The 16,646-nt window shown below is 68.6% G+C and carries 14 protein-coding genes and 1 riboswitch; of the genes, 5 read left to right on the top strand and 9 right to left on the bottom strand.

Features of this window, described 5'->3' with window-relative positions:
- Positions 1–42 precede the first annotated feature (42 nt).
- Genes HND92_RS16365 through HND92_RS16355 form a run of 3 tightly spaced genes read right to left on the bottom strand, consistent with a single transcriptional unit; the run spans position 43 to position 3,598 of the window.
- On the bottom strand, positions 43–786 hold the full coding sequence (locus HND92_RS16365) for an SDR family oxidoreductase (protein ID WP_172208508.1): 744 nt from the start codon (positions 784–786) through the stop codon (positions 43–45).
- Entirely contained in the window at positions 783–2,504 is a 1,722-nt protein-coding gene (locus HND92_RS16360) for an AMP-binding protein (protein ID WP_172208506.1), read from the bottom strand. The genes HND92_RS16365 and HND92_RS16360 overlap by 4 nt, the downstream gene beginning before the upstream one ends.
- 11 nt (positions 2,505–2,515) lie before the next feature.
- Positions 2,516–3,598: a cyclase family protein gene (locus HND92_RS16355; RefSeq protein ID WP_172208497.1), complete on the bottom strand. Its 1,083-nt coding sequence runs from the start codon at positions 3,596–3,598 to the stop codon at positions 2,516–2,518.
- 89 nt (positions 3,599–3,687) lie between these two features.
- Here HND92_RS16355 and HND92_RS16350 point away from each other — a divergent pair, with 89 nt between their 5' ends.
- From HND92_RS16350 to thiC, 4 genes are all read left to right on the top strand, one after another.
- Positions 3,688–4,452, top strand: a complete 765-nt coding sequence (locus HND92_RS16350; RefSeq protein WP_172208495.1) for an IclR family transcriptional regulator — start codon at positions 3,688–3,690, stop codon at positions 4,450–4,452.
- Between the two features lie 39 nt (positions 4,453–4,491).
- Positions 4,492–5,415 (top strand): UDP-3-O-acyl-N-acetylglucosamine deacetylase, encoded by a 924-nt coding sequence (gene lpxC / locus HND92_RS16345; protein WP_172208493.1) that lies wholly within the window; start codon positions 4,492–4,494, stop codon positions 5,413–5,415.
- 9 nt (positions 5,416–5,424) lie between these two features.
- The gene (locus tag HND92_RS16340; protein WP_172208490.1) at positions 5,425–5,601 is read left to right on the top strand and encodes a hypothetical protein; all 177 of its coding nucleotides are present in this window, start codon (positions 5,425–5,427) and stop codon (positions 5,599–5,601) included.
- A gap of 33 nt (positions 5,602–5,634) precedes the next feature.
- Positions 5,635–5,744: riboswitch (TPP riboswitch) on the top strand.
- 101 nt (positions 5,745–5,845) lie between these two features.
- A complete protein-coding gene (thiC, locus tag HND92_RS16335) occupies positions 5,846–7,690 on the top strand; it encodes a phosphomethylpyrimidine synthase ThiC (RefSeq protein ID WP_172208488.1) in 1,845 nt (614 codons plus the stop codon).
- A gap of 51 nt (positions 7,691–7,741) precedes the next feature.
- On the opposite strand, the gene HND92_RS16330 is transcribed toward thiC, so the two are convergent.
- Positions 7,742–9,367, bottom strand: coding sequence for a methyl-accepting chemotaxis protein (locus tag HND92_RS16330; protein WP_172208486.1), 1,626 nt, complete (start codon positions 9,365–9,367; stop codon positions 7,742–7,744).
- Positions 9,368–9,621: 254 nt separating this feature from the next.
- Here HND92_RS16330 and HND92_RS16325 point away from each other — a divergent pair, with 254 nt between their 5' ends.
- On the top strand, positions 9,622–11,274 hold the full coding sequence (locus tag HND92_RS16325) for a methyl-accepting chemotaxis protein (RefSeq protein WP_172208484.1): 1,653 nt from the start codon (positions 9,622–9,624) through the stop codon (positions 11,272–11,274).
- 36 nt (positions 11,275–11,310) lie between these two features.
- Here HND92_RS16325 and ruvC read toward each other — a convergent pair whose 3' ends face one another.
- The 5 genes from ruvC to HND92_RS16300 form a co-directional block, all read right to left on the bottom strand.
- On the bottom strand, positions 11,311–11,871 hold the full coding sequence (gene ruvC / locus HND92_RS16320) for a crossover junction endodeoxyribonuclease RuvC (protein WP_015914253.1): 561 nt from the start codon (positions 11,869–11,871) through the stop codon (positions 11,311–11,313).
- A gap of 79 nt (positions 11,872–11,950) precedes the next feature.
- On the bottom strand, positions 11,951–12,673 hold the full coding sequence (gene mtgA, locus HND92_RS16315; protein WP_041838892.1) for a monofunctional biosynthetic peptidoglycan transglycosylase: 723 nt from the start codon (positions 12,671–12,673) through the stop codon (positions 11,951–11,953).
- Between the two features lie 3 nt (positions 12,674–12,676).
- Positions 12,677–13,525 (bottom strand): shikimate dehydrogenase, encoded by an 849-nt coding sequence (gene aroE, locus HND92_RS16310; protein WP_172208482.1) that lies wholly within the window; start codon positions 13,523–13,525, stop codon positions 12,677–12,679.
- A complete protein-coding gene (locus tag HND92_RS16305) occupies positions 13,525–14,385 on the bottom strand; it encodes an energy transducer TonB (RefSeq protein ID WP_015914250.1) in 861 nt (286 codons plus the stop codon). Before HND92_RS16305 ends, aroE begins: the two co-directional genes overlap by 1 nt.
- A gap of 79 nt (positions 14,386–14,464) precedes the next feature.
- Positions 14,465–16,636, bottom strand: a complete 2,172-nt coding sequence (locus HND92_RS16300; protein ID WP_172208480.1) for a ribonuclease catalytic domain-containing protein — start codon at positions 16,634–16,636, stop codon at positions 14,465–14,467.
- Positions 16,637–16,646: the final 10 nt, after the last annotated feature.

The following is a 16,646-nucleotide window of genomic DNA, read 5'->3' as shown; positions in this document are numbered from 1 at the left end:
TGGATGGTTGGGTGGATGAAGCAATGGGCCGCCGCGCCGGCTTCACAGCCGGGCGGCGCTGATGGTCAGGCCGCCGTCGATGTGCAGCGTCTGCCCGGTCATGTAGCCCGCCAGCGGATGCAGCAGAAAACCGATGGCATGGGCGATTTCCTCCGGTTCCGCTACGCGCTGCAGCGGCACCGCGGCCAGCAGGGCGCGGGTCTGCTCGGCGCCGGGCGGGCTGGCCTGCTTGAACAGCTCCGTGGCCACCGGGCCGGGCGCGATGACGTTGACGGTGATGTTGTGCGGGGCCAGTTCCAGCGCCCAGGTCCGGCTCATCCCGATCAGGGCCGCCTTGGTTGCGCTGTACGCGGTGCGGTTGGGTTTGCCCAGGGCCGCGCGCGAAGAGATGTTCACCACGCGGCCCGCGCCGGCTTGCCGCATGCCGGGCATCAGGGCCTGCAGGCAGACCAGCGCGGCGTTGACGTTCAGGGTCATGGCCTCGTTCATGTCGGCGACCCGCGTGTCGGCGATGCTGGTGGTGTGGGCGATGGCGGCGTTGTTGACCAGGGCGTAGAAACCTCCCTCCCGGGCCAGGCCTTCGACGACCTGGCGCGCGGCCTCCAGGTCCGCCAGGTCGCATTGCACGAACCGCTCGTCCGGGCGCGCATCGCCAGGGGCGTGGCGCGCCAGGCCGACGACCTGGTAGCCGGCATCGGCCAGATAACGCATGGCGGCACGGCCAATGCCGCGGCTGGCGCCCGTGACGAGGACGCGCCGGGTGGTTTGCTGGGGTGTCGGGCTCATTTCGATGCCTCCTGTGCGAGCAGCGATTGGGCGAGCTCACGGAGCTCGTTGCGTTTGACCTTCGTGCCGTTGGGCCCCGTGGTGCAGGGAAAGGCATCGACGGCGAAGATGCGGATCGGCACCTTGTAGCGGGCGATCTGCTGCTGCAGCCGGGCCTTGACGGCGCTTTCGTCCACGGCCTTCCCTGCGTCCGGAATCACGAAGGCGACGGGCCGGGAGCTGCCCGCCGCATTCACCGCGACGACCTGGCAGGCACCGGCGCCGCTGGCGTTGAGGACGGCCTCTTCGATCTCGGCCGGGTTGACCAGGAAACCACCGATGCGCAGCACGTCGCCCAGCCGCGACACATGGGTGAAGCCTCCGTCGCCGTTCACGTAGCCCAGGTCGCCCGAGCGCAGAAAGCCATCGTCGGTGAAGGCCTGGGCCGTCGCCTCCGGGTTGCTCAGGTATTCCCGCATCATGTTGGGGCCGCGGAACTCCAGCTCGCCCGGCTCCATGGGCGCGGCCAGCGCCCCGGTCTCCACTAGGCGGGCGCGCACCTCGGCGCCCGGAGTGATGGGGAAGCCGCCCGCCTGGGAGCGCCGTTCCAGCGGCGCGGCCGGGTCCTGGTGGGCGAACAGCGCCAGGATTTCGCTCATGCCGAAGCAGCCCACCATGGGGATGCCCAGTTGCTGCGCCTTGGCGGGCAGTTCATCGAGTCCGGGGACGAAGTTCGCGTGCCCGAAGAAGCGCAGCGCCCTGGGGCGCCAGTCCGCGGGCAGGGGCGCGATCATCTTGTCCACCATGTCGTTGGTGCCGAACATGTGGGTGATGGCCTGCTGCCGCAGCGCGTCGGCGGCCTGCGCGGGATGGAAGGCCTCGTACATCGCCAGCCTGGCCCCGGCCGCGAGCGTCGCCATGGTCGCGCAGTAGCCGAACGCGCCGCACATGGGCAGCGCCAGCAGGGTGGCGCTGCCGCCATCGATGGCAAAGCCGGCGGCTGCGTCCTGGGAGTGCAGCGCGACGTTGGATTGGCTGTGGACGATCAGCTTGGGCATGCTGGTCGTTCCCGACGAAGATAGGATGATGCAGGCGCTGCGGGCCAGCGTGGCCGGGTCGCCGTCCATCGAGGCCATGGGCGCCGCGGCCAGGGCTTCCCACCGGATCCAGCCGGGCGCGCGATGAGGGGCCGTTGGCATCTGTTGCGCCAACGCAGGCCAGCCGGGGGCGTCGGCATCCCCCGCATGCACCGAGGCATCGACGATCAGCCGCAGGGAGCCGGCATGCTGCTGCCATACCTGGGCAAGGCTGTTGCCCTCCAGAAAGCCGGCGCCGCCGCCCGGCGGGGCGCAGCCGGCCGGCGCGTGGGCGTTGGCGATGCCGCGGTCGAATGCCAGGGCCTTGCATTCCGACCGGTCGATGAAGCTGACCAGTTCCTTGACCCCCAGCTTGAGGTTGAGGCTCAGGGTCGCCACTCCCAGCGAGGCGCAGGCCAGATGCAGGATGAGCCAGCGCGGCGTGTTGGGCAGCCAGATACCCAGCACGTCTCCCGCCCGCAGCCCCCGCCCGTGCAGGCCGCCGGCCATGCGCGCCACCTGTTCGCGCAGCTGGGTGTAGGTGAGCGTCTGGTGTTCGAAGGTCAGGGCGATCGCGCCGGCAGGAGCCAGCGCGAGCATGCCGCCCACGGTGGCGGGGCGCTCGGCGGCGGTTTCTTGCGCGCCCGGAATCATGGAGGCCATGGGGTCGGCCCTCACACCGTGGCAACCGGTGTCACGGGGGAGCCTACCGCGCCGGGGAGCCGCAAGGCAGGGGCCGTCAGCATGAAGCGGTAGCGGCCGGCCTGCTCCAGCCATTGCGCCAGCTCGTGCAGGTACCACAGCTCGCCGAACGGCATGCCGAGCTTGAACAGGCACAGCTCATGCAGGGGCAGGAAGGCGCAGGAGCCGTCCACGGGGCGGCCCGGAACGGACTCGATGCCGTAGTTGTCCGCCACCAGGCTGGCGATGTGGCTGTCGATGATCCACTGCTGCAGTTCCGGGTCGCGTCCGTCGAGCACCGCGCAGACGGTCTCCGCCATGTCTGCGCGGGGCTGTCCGTTGCACCCGGTGAGGACGTCGGAAAAGCCGGTGTACAGCGCGACGATGTCGCCCTTTTCCACCTCGATGCCGTCCTGCTCCAGCACGCGCTTGAGCATGCTGCCGGACACGAGGGTATGGCCGTCACCGAAATGCTTGCGCAGATTGACCAATACGCCCCGGCCCTGGATGGCCTGCTCGGCCAGGCGCTCCACGCCCAGTGCCTTGGCGCGCGACTGGCCGTCCATGCCGGGCAGGTCCTTGGGGGCCAGGATGTCTATGCCCGCCTGGAAGCCGTTGTAGTAGACCAGTTCGTCGATGCCGTCGCCATCGACGTCGAAATGGCTGCCGACATGCGACAGTGCGTCCCACTGGGTCGAGTACTGCAGGTAGATTTGCGCGTAGTCGTCGCTGATCACGTCGGTGTAGTTCGGGTTCTCCTGGGAGAGCGCAAAATTCATCCCGGGGCCCTGCGGGCGCGTGGATGGCTTGATGACGGGAGGATGGCGGCGCGGGTTGAGGGCGTTGCCGCCGGGGAGGTTCAGCGGCAGGCTCAGGCAGAACCGCTGCCCGGTCCGGATTTCCAGCGCGGCTTGCTTCACCTTCTCGGCGTCCAGGTAGTTCAGGCGGCCGTACTGGTCGTCCGGGCCGAAGTCTCCCCAGTTCGATTGGGGCGGGCGCCGTGTCCAGCGGGGCGTCTTTCCATCCCCGACGACGGGCGGTATGTGGGGTGCGTGTACGGGCCGGTAAGTGCTCATCTCATGTTCCTGTGGAAGCGGGCTGACGGGCGCACTATGGGCCGGGGGGGAGGGGGATGGCAAAGTTGGATGGGCAGGATGTTCACGATATGAACTCGGGGTTTCCCGGAGCGCAGAGTCCTGCCCGTCTGGTGGCCGTGCTGCGGCTGATCGCCGGCCACCATGTGCAGGGCCTGGCCATCAACGAGCTGGCGCAGCTGGCCGGGCTCAACCGGACGACGGCACGGCGGCTGCTGATGGTGCTCACGCAATCGGGGTTTGCCGCGAAGGACGAGAGCAGCGGCCGCTACCGGCTGGGCGTGGAGGCCATGTTCACGGGCATGTCCGCCATGACGAAACCTCCCATCTTCGAGGCCTGCCGTCCCGCCATGGAGCGCATCGCCCGCCGCACCGGCCATTCGGTATTCCTCATCGTGCGCATTGGCGACTTTGCGCATTGCCTGCACGTGGAGGCGGGCGACCACCCGCTGCATGCGCACAGCCTGATGACGGGCCAGATCCGCTTGCTGGGCCAGGGCACGGCCAGCCTGGCCCTTGCGGCCACCTTGCGCGACAGGGAGCTGAAGCAGATTTACGAGCGCCGCTGCCTCGACTACGAGGCCGCGGGCATCACGCAGGACCGCCTGTGGCAGATGGTGGCGTTCACGCGCAAGCTCCAGCATTCGGAAAGCGAGAACCTCTTGACGACGGGCGCCGTGGGCATCGGTGTCGCCATCCGTGTCCAGGCCGACCACGTCGCCGCCATCAGCGTGGCGACCCATGCGTCGAGAATGACGGACGAACACAAGGAAGCCGCCCTCCGGGTCCTGGAGGAGGAACTGCAGACGCCGGCGATACGCCTATTCGGATACTGAGCAGCAAGGGGCGGGCCTGCCAACTAAAATCTCGCTTCTATGCTCCAGCAACGCACCATCAAGACCCTGACCCGCGCCGTCGGCGTGGGGCTGCACAGCGGCCAGCGGGTCGAGTTGACGCTGCGCCCAGCCCAGCCGGACACGGGCATCGTGTTCCGCCGCGTGGACCTGCCCGAGCCGGTGGACATCCCCATCACCGCCACGGCCGTGGTCGATACGCGCATGGCCTCCACCATCGGCGCGGGCGGGGCCAAGGTGCACACGGTGGAGCACCTCATGTCGGCCTGCGCCGGCCTGGGGCTGGACAACCTGTACATCGACATCACGGCCGAGGAGGTGCCCATCCTCGACGGCTCCTCGGCGTCCTTCGTGTTCCTGCTGCAGAGCGCGGGCGTCGAGTTGCAGAACGCCCCCAAGCGCTTCATCCGCGTCACGCGCCCCGTCGAGGTGCGCGAGGGCGAGGGGCACAACCTCAAGTGGGCGCGCCTGGAGCCCTACCACGGCTTCAAGCTGCGCTTCGAGATCGATTTCGCCCACCCCGCCGTCGATTCCACGGGGCAGAGCGTGGAGTTCGACCTTGGGAGCGGCAACTACGCGCGCGACATCGCCCGCGCGCGCACCTTCGGCTTCACCAAGGACGTGGAGATGCTGCGCACCAGCGGCCTGGCGCTGGGCGGGGGGCTGGACAACGCCATCGTCATGGACGACTACAAGGTGCTCAACGCCGACGGCCTGCGCTACGACGACGAGTTCGCCAAGCACAAGATCCTGGACGCCATGGGCGACCTGTACCTCGTGGGCAAGCCGCTGCTGGCGGCCTACAGCGCCTTCCGCTCGGGCCACGGCATGAACAACCAGCTGCTGCGCGCGTTGCTGGCCCAGCCCGACGCCTGGGAGGTCGTGAGCTTCGACAACGAGCGCCAGGCGCCCACGGGCTTCGCCCAGCCGGCGCGCGCCTGGTAGCGGGCCGCCATGCTGCTCTTTCGCTGGGCCGTCATGCTGCTGCTGCTCGTGGCGGCCGTGTCGTTCGCCTTCTTCGCGGCCACGGGCCAGCAGCGCTACAAGCGCTTCGGGCTCGTGACCGTCAAGTGGACCGTCATCGCGGCGTCCATGTTCTTCCTGGTGCTGATCCTCGAGCGTCTGCTGTAAGGCACCTTGCTGGCGGTCAAGTCGCCTATACTCGGCCCCGCTCCGGGGTGCACGTAACGGCGTGCTGAGATGGCGGACCTGACCGCCGGAACCGCGAACTTGATCTGGTTCATGCCAGCGTAAGAAGAGCTGCAGTCGGATAGGGGGAAACGGGTACACCCGCAAGAAGGGTCGTGCTCCGTCCGTCCATCCGATCGATAGCGGAGCAATTCCATCCATCCCGCCGATGAAGGAGCTGCCCGCCATGAATGCCCCCGACAAGTTCGCCAGCCTGCTTGCGCTCACGCGCGAACCCTTTCCCGCTTCCACCAAGTCCTACCTCGCCGGCAGCCAGCCCGGGCTGCGCGTGCCGGTGCGCGACATTCAGCTCACCAACGGCGAAGTGGTGAGCGTGTACGACACGTCCGGCCCCTATACCGATCCTGCCGTGCAGATCGACGTGCGCAAGGGCCTGGCGAGCGTGCGGGGCGAATGGATTGCCGCGCGCGGCGACACCGAGGGCTATGAGGGTCGCGTGCGCAAGGCGCTGGACGACGGCCAGAAGGCCGAGGATGGCGACCGACTGGCCCAGCTGCGCGCCGAGGCTGCGGCGCTGCAGCGCCAGCCGCTGCGCGCCAGGAGCGGCGCCAACGTCACGCAGATGCACTACGCGAAGAAGGGCATCGTCACTCCCGAGATGGAATACGTGGCCTTGCGCGAGAACGGTCGCCGTGAGTGGATGCAGCAGTACATGCAGGACGGCGCACGCGAGCAGCGCCTGGCCGGCAACCCGCTGGGTGCGAGCATCCCGAAAATCATCACGCCCGAGTTCGTGCGCGACGAGGTCGCCCGTGGCCGCGCCATCATTCCCGCCAACATCAACCACCCCGAAGTGGAGCCCATGGCCATCGGGCGCAACTTCAAGGTGAAGATCAACGCCAACATCGGCAACTCCGCCGTCACGTCGAGCATCGAGGAAGAGGTGGAGAAGCTCGTCTGGGCCATCCGCTGGGGCGCCGACAACGTGATGGACCTGTCCACCGGCAAGAACATCCACACCACGCGCGACTGGATCGTGCGCAACTCGCCCGTGCCCATCGGCACGGTGCCTATCTACCAGGCGCTGGAAAAGGTCGGTGGCATTGCCGAGGACCTGACCTGGGAGATCTTCCGCGACACGCTGGTCGAGCAGGCCGAGCAGGGCGTGGACTATTTCACCATCCACGCGGGCGTGCGCCTGGCCTACATCCAGCTCACCGCCGCGCGCCGCACGGGCATCGTGTCCCGTGGCGGCTCCATCATGGCCAAGTGGTGCATGGCGCACCACAAGGAGAGCTTCCTCTACACGCACTTCGAGGACATTTGCGACATCATGAAGGCGTACGATGTGTCGTTCAGCCTGGGTGATGGCCTGCGTCCGGGCTGCGCCTCGGACGCCAACGACGAAGCACAGTTTGCCGAGCTGCACACGCTGGGCGAGCTGACGCAGATTGCCTGGAAGCACGACGTGCAGACCATGATCGAAGGCCCCGGCCACGTGCCCATGCACATGATCCAGTCCAACATGACGGAGCAGCTCAAGACCTGCCACGAGGCGCCGTTCTACACCCTGGGCCCGCTGACCATTGACATCGCTCCCGGCTACGACCACATCGCCAGCGCCATCGGTGCCGCCATGATCGGCTGGATGGGCACGGCCATGCTGTGCTACGTGACGCCCAAGGAGCACCTGGGCCTGCCCGACCGCGACGATGTCAAGCAGGGCATCATTGCCTACAAGATCGCGGCCCACGCGGCAGACGTCGCCAAGGGGCATCCGGGTGCCCGTGCGCGCGACGACGCGCTGAGCCAGGCGCGGTTCGACTTCCGCTGGCAGGACCAGTTCAACCTGGGCCTGGACCCCGATACGGCCAAGGAGTACCACGACGAGACCCTGCCCAAGGACAGCGCCAAGGTGGCGCACTTCTGCTCCATGTGCGGGCCGAAGTTCTGCTCGATGAAGATCACGCAGGAAGTGCGCGAATTCGCCCAACAGGGCCTGCAGTCCAAGGCAGAGGAGTTCAACCGCACGGGCGGCGAGCTCTACGTGCCCATCCACCGCGCCGACTGACCCACGCAAAGCCGCCGGCCTGTCATGCCAGGCCGGCTCCAAGTGACCGTATCAGGCCGCGGCCAGCAGCCGGGTGGGCATGGGCGACGGCAGTGCGTGCGCCAGTTCACCCGGCAGGCGAAAGCGGCTGACCTGCGCCGCCAGCTCATGGGCCTGGCCGCGCAAGCTCTCGGTGGCGGCCGCGGACTCTTCCACCAGGGCCGCGTTCTGCTGGGTCATCTGGTCCAGCCGCGACAGCGCCGAGTGGATGGAGAGGATGTCCTGCTGCTGCGCATGGTGGCTGGAGCGTATGTCGGCCATCGTGCGCGCGGCGTCCTGGATGGCCGCCACCACCTGCTCCATGGTGCGCCCCGCATCAGCGGCCAGGGTGGCGCCGGCATCCACCTGCTGCACGGACGCCTGGATCAGCGCCTTGATCTCTCGCGCGGCCTCGGCCGAGCGGTTCGCCAGGCTGCGCACTTCGCTGGCCACTACCGCGAAACCGCGGCCCTGTTCGCCGGCACGTGCGGCTTCCACCGCGGCGTTCAACGCCAGGATGTTGGTCTGGAACGCGATCGAGTCGATCATGCCCGTGATGTCGCCGATCTGGTGCGCGCTGTGGGCCACTTGCTGCATGGTCTGCTCCATGCGCGTCACCACGTTGCTGCCTTCGTGCGCGGTGGCTGCCGCCTGTGCGGCGCGTGCCTCGGCATGCTCGGCGGTCTCGGCCGATTGTTGAACGGCGCGTGTCACATGCTCCAGCGCGGCGGCCGTTTCCTGCAGGCTGGCTGCGGCCTCCTCGGTGCGGGTGGACAGGTGGGCGTTGCCGTTGGCCATCTCGGACGAAGCCGTGTGCAGGCTGTGCACAGAGGTGCTCACCTGTCCCGCCAGGCTGCGCAGCGCGGACTGCATGACCGACAGGGACGTCAGCATGTGCCCGGTTTCGTCCCGGTCGTGGCCCACGATGTCCTGGCGCAGGTCCAGTCCCGCAACACGCTGCGCGGTGTCGCTGGCCAGTGCAATGGGCCGCGTGATGCTGCGCACCAGCCACAGCGCGAGCAGGGTGCCCAGCACCAGGGACAGGCTGCCGAACGCCAGCAGCGACCAGCGCGCCTGCTGGCTCCAGCCGCCCACGGCCAGGGCGGCCGTGTCGATGGACTGGCGCTGCGACTGCGTGAGCGCATCCAGCGACCCCAGCAATGCCTGGGACGCGGGCAGGAAGCGTTCGCCATACACCTGCTGAATGCGTGACGTGAGGCCGAAGTCGCGTGCCTGCACCAGTGCGGCCTGGGCCTCGTGGAAGTCGGCGGCCCGCGCCTTCACGCGGGACAGCAGTTCCTCGTCGGCTGTGCCGGCCAGCCGCTGTGCCAGGGTGGCTACCAGCCTGTCGTACTGCTGCTGCGTAGCGGCAATGTCGGCGCCGATGGCTTGCCCCACCTCGGGCTCTGAACTCAACGCCACGGCCTTGTAGCGCTCGGCATTGATGGCCTGCAGCCGGTAGGCATCGGCCACCAGCCGTTCGTTGGCCACGCTGTGCTGAACCATGTCGTCCGTCGATTGGCCGATGTGCCGCAGCGACCACACGCCGATGGCCGAGCCGACCAGACTCAGCGCCAGCACCGTCATGAACAGGCCCAGCAGCCGGCGACCCAGCGGGCCGATGGAAAGAGAGCGGGTAGGGGAAGAAGAGAAGGACATGCGCGTGTTCGGGGTGACCAAAGCCTTAGGGCCGAACCGCACTATGGACAAAGATTGTGACAATATGTTTTCTAGGCATGCCTTGCCGCGTTCCCTAAGCCCCATCTCACCAGAGACAACGGGACCGTGATTACCCTGCCTTGGGATTGAGCGCTTGCAACACACAGTTGCATTCCGGTCCGCCCACGAGGCGGTATCTCTGCCATGGCGTGGAACTTGCACACGCCGGTCATCATGTTCAGCAAAGGAATGCCATGAGGGTTCTGGGGCAGCTTTCCATTCGCGCGCGGCTGTATTTCGCCACGACTTTTTCCCTGGTCCTGCTGACTGCAGTGGGCGCTCTGGGCTACGTTGCGCTCGACCGCTCGCGCAGCACGCTGCAAGAGCTGTTCGCGCGCCAGGTGCAGACGCTCACCGACATGGCCGAACTTCGCACCGGCCTGGGGCACCTGCGCCGCGCCGAGAAGGACATCATCATCAACTTCAACAACGCCGTGGAGGTGCAGGCGCTGCGTGAGGGCTGGAGCCGCCAATTGGATGCGCTGCGCAAGAGCATGGCGCAGGTGCGCGAGGTGCAGGCCGGCAACGTGGAATTCACCGGCGCACTGGACAAAGCGCTGGCCGAGGTCGGGCAGTACGAAGGCGGGCTCGTGCCGATCTTCGACCAGATCGAGCGCGCCCTGCTCGATGGCGCGGGTGCGGGGGCGTATGCCGAGCGTTTCAAGGCCCACATGGACACCACCGATGCCCTGCTGGCCAGCCTGGCCACGCAGGCGCGCGGCCACATGGAAGAGGCGCGCGCCGCCCTGGACCAGCGCACCGCCACCATGTCCATGCTGATTGCTGCAGCCGTGCTGTTGGGGTTGGCGGTGCTGGTGCCGCTGACGTTGTTCAGCGTGCGTTCCATCACGCAATCGCTGGAGCAGGCGCGTGCGCTGGCCGAGCGCATTGCCGCGGGTGACCTGTCGCATGCGGTGCAGTCCCGCCAACGTGACGAGATCGGCAGCCTCGTCGCTGCCATGGGCCGCATGCAGGATGCGCTGCGCACCCTGGTGGGCCAGGTGCAGCAGGCTGCGGGCAGCATCGCCACGGCCAGTGACGAGATTGCCCTGGGCAACCAGGACCTGAGCCAGCGCACCGAGCAGACCGCCGCCAGCCTGCAGCAGACCGCCTCGTCCATGGAGTTGCTCACCGGCACGGTGCAGCACAGTGCCGAATCGTCCCGCCAGGCCAGCGGGCTCGCGGCCAACGCGGCCGAGGTGGCGGTGCGCGGCGGCGCGGTGGTTGCGCAGGTGGTGCAGACGATGGGCGAGATTTCCGACAGCTCGCGGCGCATCGGCGACATCACGGGCGTGATCGACTCCATCGCGTTCCAGACCAACATCCTGGCACTCAATGCCGCCGTGGAGGCCGCGCGCGCCGGTGAACAGGGCCGGGGCTTTGCCGTCGTGGCCAGCGAGGTGCGCAGCCTGGCGCAACGCAGCGCCGACGCCGCCAAGGAAATCAAGGCGCTGATCGGCGCCTCCGTCGAGCGGGTGGAGGGCGGCTCGCGCCTGGTGGCGCAGGCGGGCGAGACCATGACCGAGATCGTGGCCAGCGTGCGCCGGGTTTCCGACATCGTGGCCGAGATCACCAGCGCGGCCGCCGAGCAGGCGGGCAGCATTGGCCAGGTAGGCCAATCGGTCAGCCACCTGGATCAGATGACGCAGCAGAACGCCGCGCTGGTGGAAGAGTCCGCAGCCGCGTCGCAGTCGCTGCGCGACCAGGCGGGCCGACTGACCGAGGCGGTCAGCCGCTTCAAGCTGCAGGGCGGCGCGCCGCAGCCGGGGGCCGTGGCGTTGGCGCGCGCAACCACCGCTCGGGAAATGGCGGAGAAGGACGTTGGCTTGCCCGCGCTTGCTGCGTAGGGAAAGGCCCCAGAGGCAAGGGCCGCGTTCAGTCGTTCAGTAACTGCGCCCGGCCTTGTACATGGCGTGCTGGCGCCGCGTGAGCTGCGCGACCTCGCCCACGCGGGCCATGGCCGCCCCGGCGTGCGCGTGGGTGATGGCCAGGCCCAGGGCGTCGGCGGCATCGGTGCCCGGCAGGCCGGGCAACTCCAGCAGGCGGCGCACCATCTCCTGCACCTGCGACTTGGCCGCGCGGCCGTGGCCTACCACGGCCTTCTTCATCTGCAGCGCGGTGTATTCGGCCACGGGCAGATTGGCATTCACCAGCGCGGTGAGCGCCGCGCCGCGCGCCTGGCCCAGCAGCAGCGTGGACTGCGGGTTGACGTTGACGAAGATGATTTCCACCGCCGCTGTGCTGGGCTGGTAGCGCGCTGCCACCTCGCTCACGCCGTCGAACAGCACCTTGAGGCGGCCCGGCAGATCCCCCAGCGCGAGGCCCGTGGCGCGCCCCGTGGTGCGGATGGTGCCGCTGGCCACGTAGCGCAGGCGATGGCCGTCCACGTCCACCACGCCGAAGCCCGTGGTCTGCAGTCCGGGGTCGATGCCAAGGATTCTCATGGACTATTAAATTTATAGCTGTTCGCGCTTGCTGCTATTGGCGTGGAGGTCGATATTGCTTGTATAAATGACGCGTGGTTCAGGGCAACTCGCTGCGCCCCATGCGCGCCAGCAGCGCGCGCGTGCGCCCGGCCAGGTAGGCCGAGCCGGGCGCCTTCTCGAAGCGTTTGGGCGCCGGCAGCATCACGGCCAGGCGCGCGGCCTCGGGCGCGGTGAGCTGGCGTGCGCTCTTGCCGAAGTAGCGCTGCGCGGCGGCCTCGGCGCCGAACACGCCTGCCCCCCATTCCACGTTGTTCAGGTAGATCTCCAGGATGCGCTGCTTGGGCAGGAGCTGCTCCAGCGCCAGGGTGAGCACGAATTCCTGCCCCTTGCGCACCAGGTTGCGCTCGCCCGACAGCAGCAGGTTCTTGGCCAGTTGCTGGGTGATGGTGGAGCCGCCGCGGATCTTGGGCGCGCGCCCCGTGGCCGACGGCCGGGCGGCCAGTTGCGCCTCGATGCGCGCATTGCGCTCCCAGGCCTTTTCGATGGCATCCCAGTCCACGCCGTCGTGGTTGACGAAGTTGTCGTCCTCCGATGCGACCACCGCGCGCTTGAGGTGGTCGGATATCTGTGCGTACGGCACCCACTGCTGGCGCCAGCGCACGCCGCTGCCTTGGGACCATTGCGCCCAGGCCTCGGACCGCTGGAGGGTGGTGGATTCCGGGTCGATCACCGCCATGGCCGCGATGCGCGCTACGAAGAACAGCTGCAGCGCCAGCAGTGCCAGCAGCACCAGCATGCACCAGCGCAGTGCGCCCCGCATGCCTCAGGCCCCCGCGGCGATGGCCGCGCGCAGCTCCTGCAGCACTGGGGCCGACGGCGGGCGCACGCCGCGCCAGAGCAGGAACGCCTCGGCCGCCTGCTCCACCAGCATGCCCAGTCCGTCGCGCGCGGTGGCGCCGTGGGCCGTGGCCCAGTCCAGAAAGGGCTGCGCCGCGGGGCCGTACATCATGTCGTAGGCCAGGCTCCCGGGGCGCAGCACGCTGGCGGGCACGGGCACCGGGCCGCCTTCCAGGCTACTGGCCGTGGCGTTGATGATCACATCGAAATCGGCCCCTGGCGCTTGCATATCCAGCGCCAGTAGCTCTGTTTTTTGTAGCGCTGCGAGCGCGGCGTGGCTGTCCACCAGTGCCTGGGCGCGCGCGGGCGTGCGGTTCACGACGGCGATGCGCCGGGGGTGCTGCCGCAGCAGCGGGCCCAGCACGCCGGCGGCCGCGCCGCCCGCGCCCACCAGCAACACGTCGCGCCCGGCGAGTGGAGCGCCCGCGCCTTGCGTGATGTCGGCCACCAGGCCCAGGCCGTCGGTGTTGTCGGCATGGATGCTGCCGCCGTCGAACACGAGGGTATTGGCCGCGCCGGCCAGTTGCACGCGCTCGCTGCGCGTGGTGGCCAGTTGCGCGGCCTGCAGCTTGAAGGGCACGGTGATGTTGCAGCCGCGCCCGCCTTCGGCGGCGAAGCTCTGCAGCGCCTGGGCGAAGCCGTCCAGCGGAACCAGGCGGCGCTCGTAGTGCAGCGACTGGCCCGTCAGTTGGGCAAAGCGCGCGTGGATCCACGGCGAGCGGCTATGGGCGATGGGGTTGCCCATCACGCAGTAGAGGTCGGCGGCGGCGGTCATCAGCGCAGGTCGGTTTCCAGGGTCTGGTCGCGCGTGAACTTGAAGCGCGAGACCACGGCGATCTGATCGGCCTTGGCGCGCATCGCCGGGCCGAAGTGGCCAAAGGGCCCCGCGGCGCGGGCGATGGCCTCGGCGCGGCGGTCCAGCAGGCGATTGCCCGAGCCCTGCACCACCTCGGTGGCCAGCACGCGGCCGTCATGGTTCACGGTCAGGATCATGATCAGCTCGCCGTAGAGCTTCTTGCCGCCCTGCTCGGGGAAGTTCTGCGTGCCCTTGTCCTCGACCTTGCGGCGCAGCGCGTCGTAGTACACGGCGTACACCTCCTCGCGCGTGGCGGGGCTGATGTAGCGCTTGCGCGGGCGGGCGTTTTCCTCGTTGATGCGCTTTTCGATCTCGGCCAGCAGCTTCACCAACTGGCGGCGCTTTTCGTCCTGGGCCTGGCTGTCGGTGCTCTGGCTGGGCTTGCGCGGGTCGGGCTCGGGCAGCACGGCGAGCTGCTTGCGCAGCTGGGCCAGCATCTGGGTCTGCTGCTCCAGCATCTGGTCCATCTTGCGCTGGGCTTCTTCCAGGTCGTCGCCGATTGTGGTGAGGGCCGAGTAGGGCAGGGGGCTGGTGGCGCGTCCCTTGGCGGCCTCGCCGCCACCGGCCAGCGACGCCTGCGCGATGGCCTGCGCCTTGTCGGGGCGCTCGTTGGACTGCGCGTTGACCAGGATCACCTCCAGCGGCGTGTCCTGGAACACGCGGTTGAAGCTCTCGGGGTCCACGAAGCGCACCGTGAGCAGTGCGGCATGCACGGCGATGGAGACGCCCAGCGCGATCTGCAGCGTCGTCAGGCGTTGAAGCAGGGTGGAGATTTTCATCGTCGGGCCGCCATCACTGCAGGCCGCGGCGCCCCTGTGGGGCGGCGCGCTGCATGGCGGTGGAGCAAGGGAGCGGTTGTCACGGCGCCCGATTATCAGCGGTGCCGCCGGCGCCCTCGCCCTCGGCCTCGTTGACATCGACCGCGATGGCGATCGGGCCGGCCACGGCCTCCTCGTCGCCCTCGTCCTCGTCCACCGGGCCGTCGTCGCTGGCATCCAGCGGGTCGTCCAGGCGCGCCACCAGGGTGCCCGCCACGTCCAGCGTGATCTCGTCGATCTCGCCGAGCTTGACGCGCACGCGTGCGCCGCGCGGCAGCTGCTGCGCGCCCAGCACGGGCAGCACCAGTGGCAGGGTGTCGGCGCGCACCAGGAAGCTGCCGTTCGGCCCTTCCTTGAACACGGTGGCTTCCAGCTCGGTGATCTGGTTCTGCTGCAGGTACTTGAGCGTCCAGAAGCGCTCCATGCCAGCCTGGTAGCCGTTGTAGGCGCTGTAGGCGGCATCGAAGCTGCTGATGATGGAGAACAGCTCCGCGTCCTTGGGCTTGAACGGTGCGGCCAGTGCAGCGGTCTTGCCGTGGCGCGCGCAGGCAATGATCTGCCACTGGTTCACCAGGTCCACGTAGCGGCGCAGCGGCGAGGTGGCCCAGGCGTAGCTCTTCACGCCGATGCCGGCGTGCGGCAGCGCCTTCGTGGACATGCGCACCTTGACCCCCGGCGCCAGGCTGGCCTGGCTGCGGTAGATGCCGGGCACGCCGTGCTCGGCCAGCATGTTGCCCCAGGTGCTGTTGGCGACGATGGCGGCCTCGGCCACGATCAGGTCCAGCGGCGCGCCGCGCTTGCGGGTGGTGATGTCCACCGTTTCGCTGCCATCGGGCTCGGCGCCGTCGTTGCGGGGCTTGTGGGCCCCCACGCTTGCCGCTTCGCTGGCTGCGCTGCCCCCCGCGGGGGCGTTCGCGCCTTCGGGCGGCCGGGCGGCGCTCAGGCGGAAGGTGTAGTCCGGCCGGTTGAAGGTCTCCGGCTTGCCGCGCACCACCTCGCGCTGGGCCTTCAGGCTTTTCGCCAGGCGGTGCAAAAAGGAGAGCTGCTCGCGCAGATCCAGCAAGGCCTGTGGCGTGTTTTCATGTTGAATGGTTGGGTCGGCCAACCACTCTTCCGTCACGATGTGGTCGAGCTGGTCGTGGCGCAGGTTCACCGTCACGGGCACGCGCTCCAGGCGCGTCTCGGTGGCGGTGATGGCCAGCGTGGCCTCGTCGATCGTCACATACAGCGACACGGCCGGGTTGGCGCGGCCCTCGTCCAGCGTGTAGATCTGCACCACGTCGCCCGGCAGCATGGTGATCTTGTAGCCCGGCATGTAGACGGTGGACAGGCGCGTGCGCCCCAGCTTGTCCAGGTCGCCCCCGGGTTGGATCACCAGGCCCGGCGCTGCAATGTGGATGCCCAGCGTCACGGTGCCGGTGCCCAGGCCCTGCACCGACAGGGCGTCGTCGATCTCGGTGGTGGCCGAATCGTCGATGGAATAGGCCTGCACATCCGCCAGCGGCAGGTCGGCCGGCGGCTGGGGTGCCGCCAGCTGGGGAAAGCCCGTGCCCTTGGGGAAGTTGTCGAACAAAAAGCGCTTCCAGTGGAACTGGTAGCTGGAGTCGATCGCACCCGCGGCCTGCAACAGGTCCAGCGGAGCCTTCTGCGCGCTGCGGCTGGCCTCGACCACGGCCTTGTACTCGGGCGCGTTCTTGTCGGGGCGGAACAGAATTTTGTAGAGCTGCTTGCGCACAGGCTGCGGGCAGGTGCCGGCGACGAGTTCGGCGGCCCAGGCGTCGATCTGCGCCTGGATCTGCTTCTTCTTCTCGATGGCGGCGAGGGCCTGCTGCAGCACCTCGGCCGACGCCTTGCGAAAACGCCCCTTGCCCGCGCGGCGAAAGTAGTGCGGCGCCTCGAACAGCGCCACCAGCATGCCGGCTTGCTCGGTCACTGGCGCCTGGGCAGAAAAATAGTCGCGCGCCAACTCGGCGAAGCCGAACTCCTCCTCGGGCGCGAACTCCCAGGCCAGCGGAAGCTCCACGCCGGCGGCGATCTCGCGCGCCTGCGCCAGCAGCTCGGCCGGGGCGGGCTTGTCGAACTTCAACAGGATGTTGGCGGCCTTGACCTTGACGCGTTTACCCGAGTCGAGCTCAATCTGTGCCGAGCTTTCGGCTTCGGAGAGGATGCGGCCGGCCAGGAACTTGCCGGCTTCGTCGAACAGTGCATGCATAGGGGCGCGA

It is taken from the genome of Diaphorobacter sp. JS3050 (genome assembly GCF_013154915.1).
In the GTDB taxonomy this organism is placed as follows: domain Bacteria; phylum Pseudomonadota; class Gammaproteobacteria; order Burkholderiales; family Burkholderiaceae_C; genus Diaphorobacter; species Diaphorobacter nitroreducens.
Note: the sequence above shows the minus strand (reverse complement) of the source record. Positions and strands in the feature narration are given on the sequence as shown.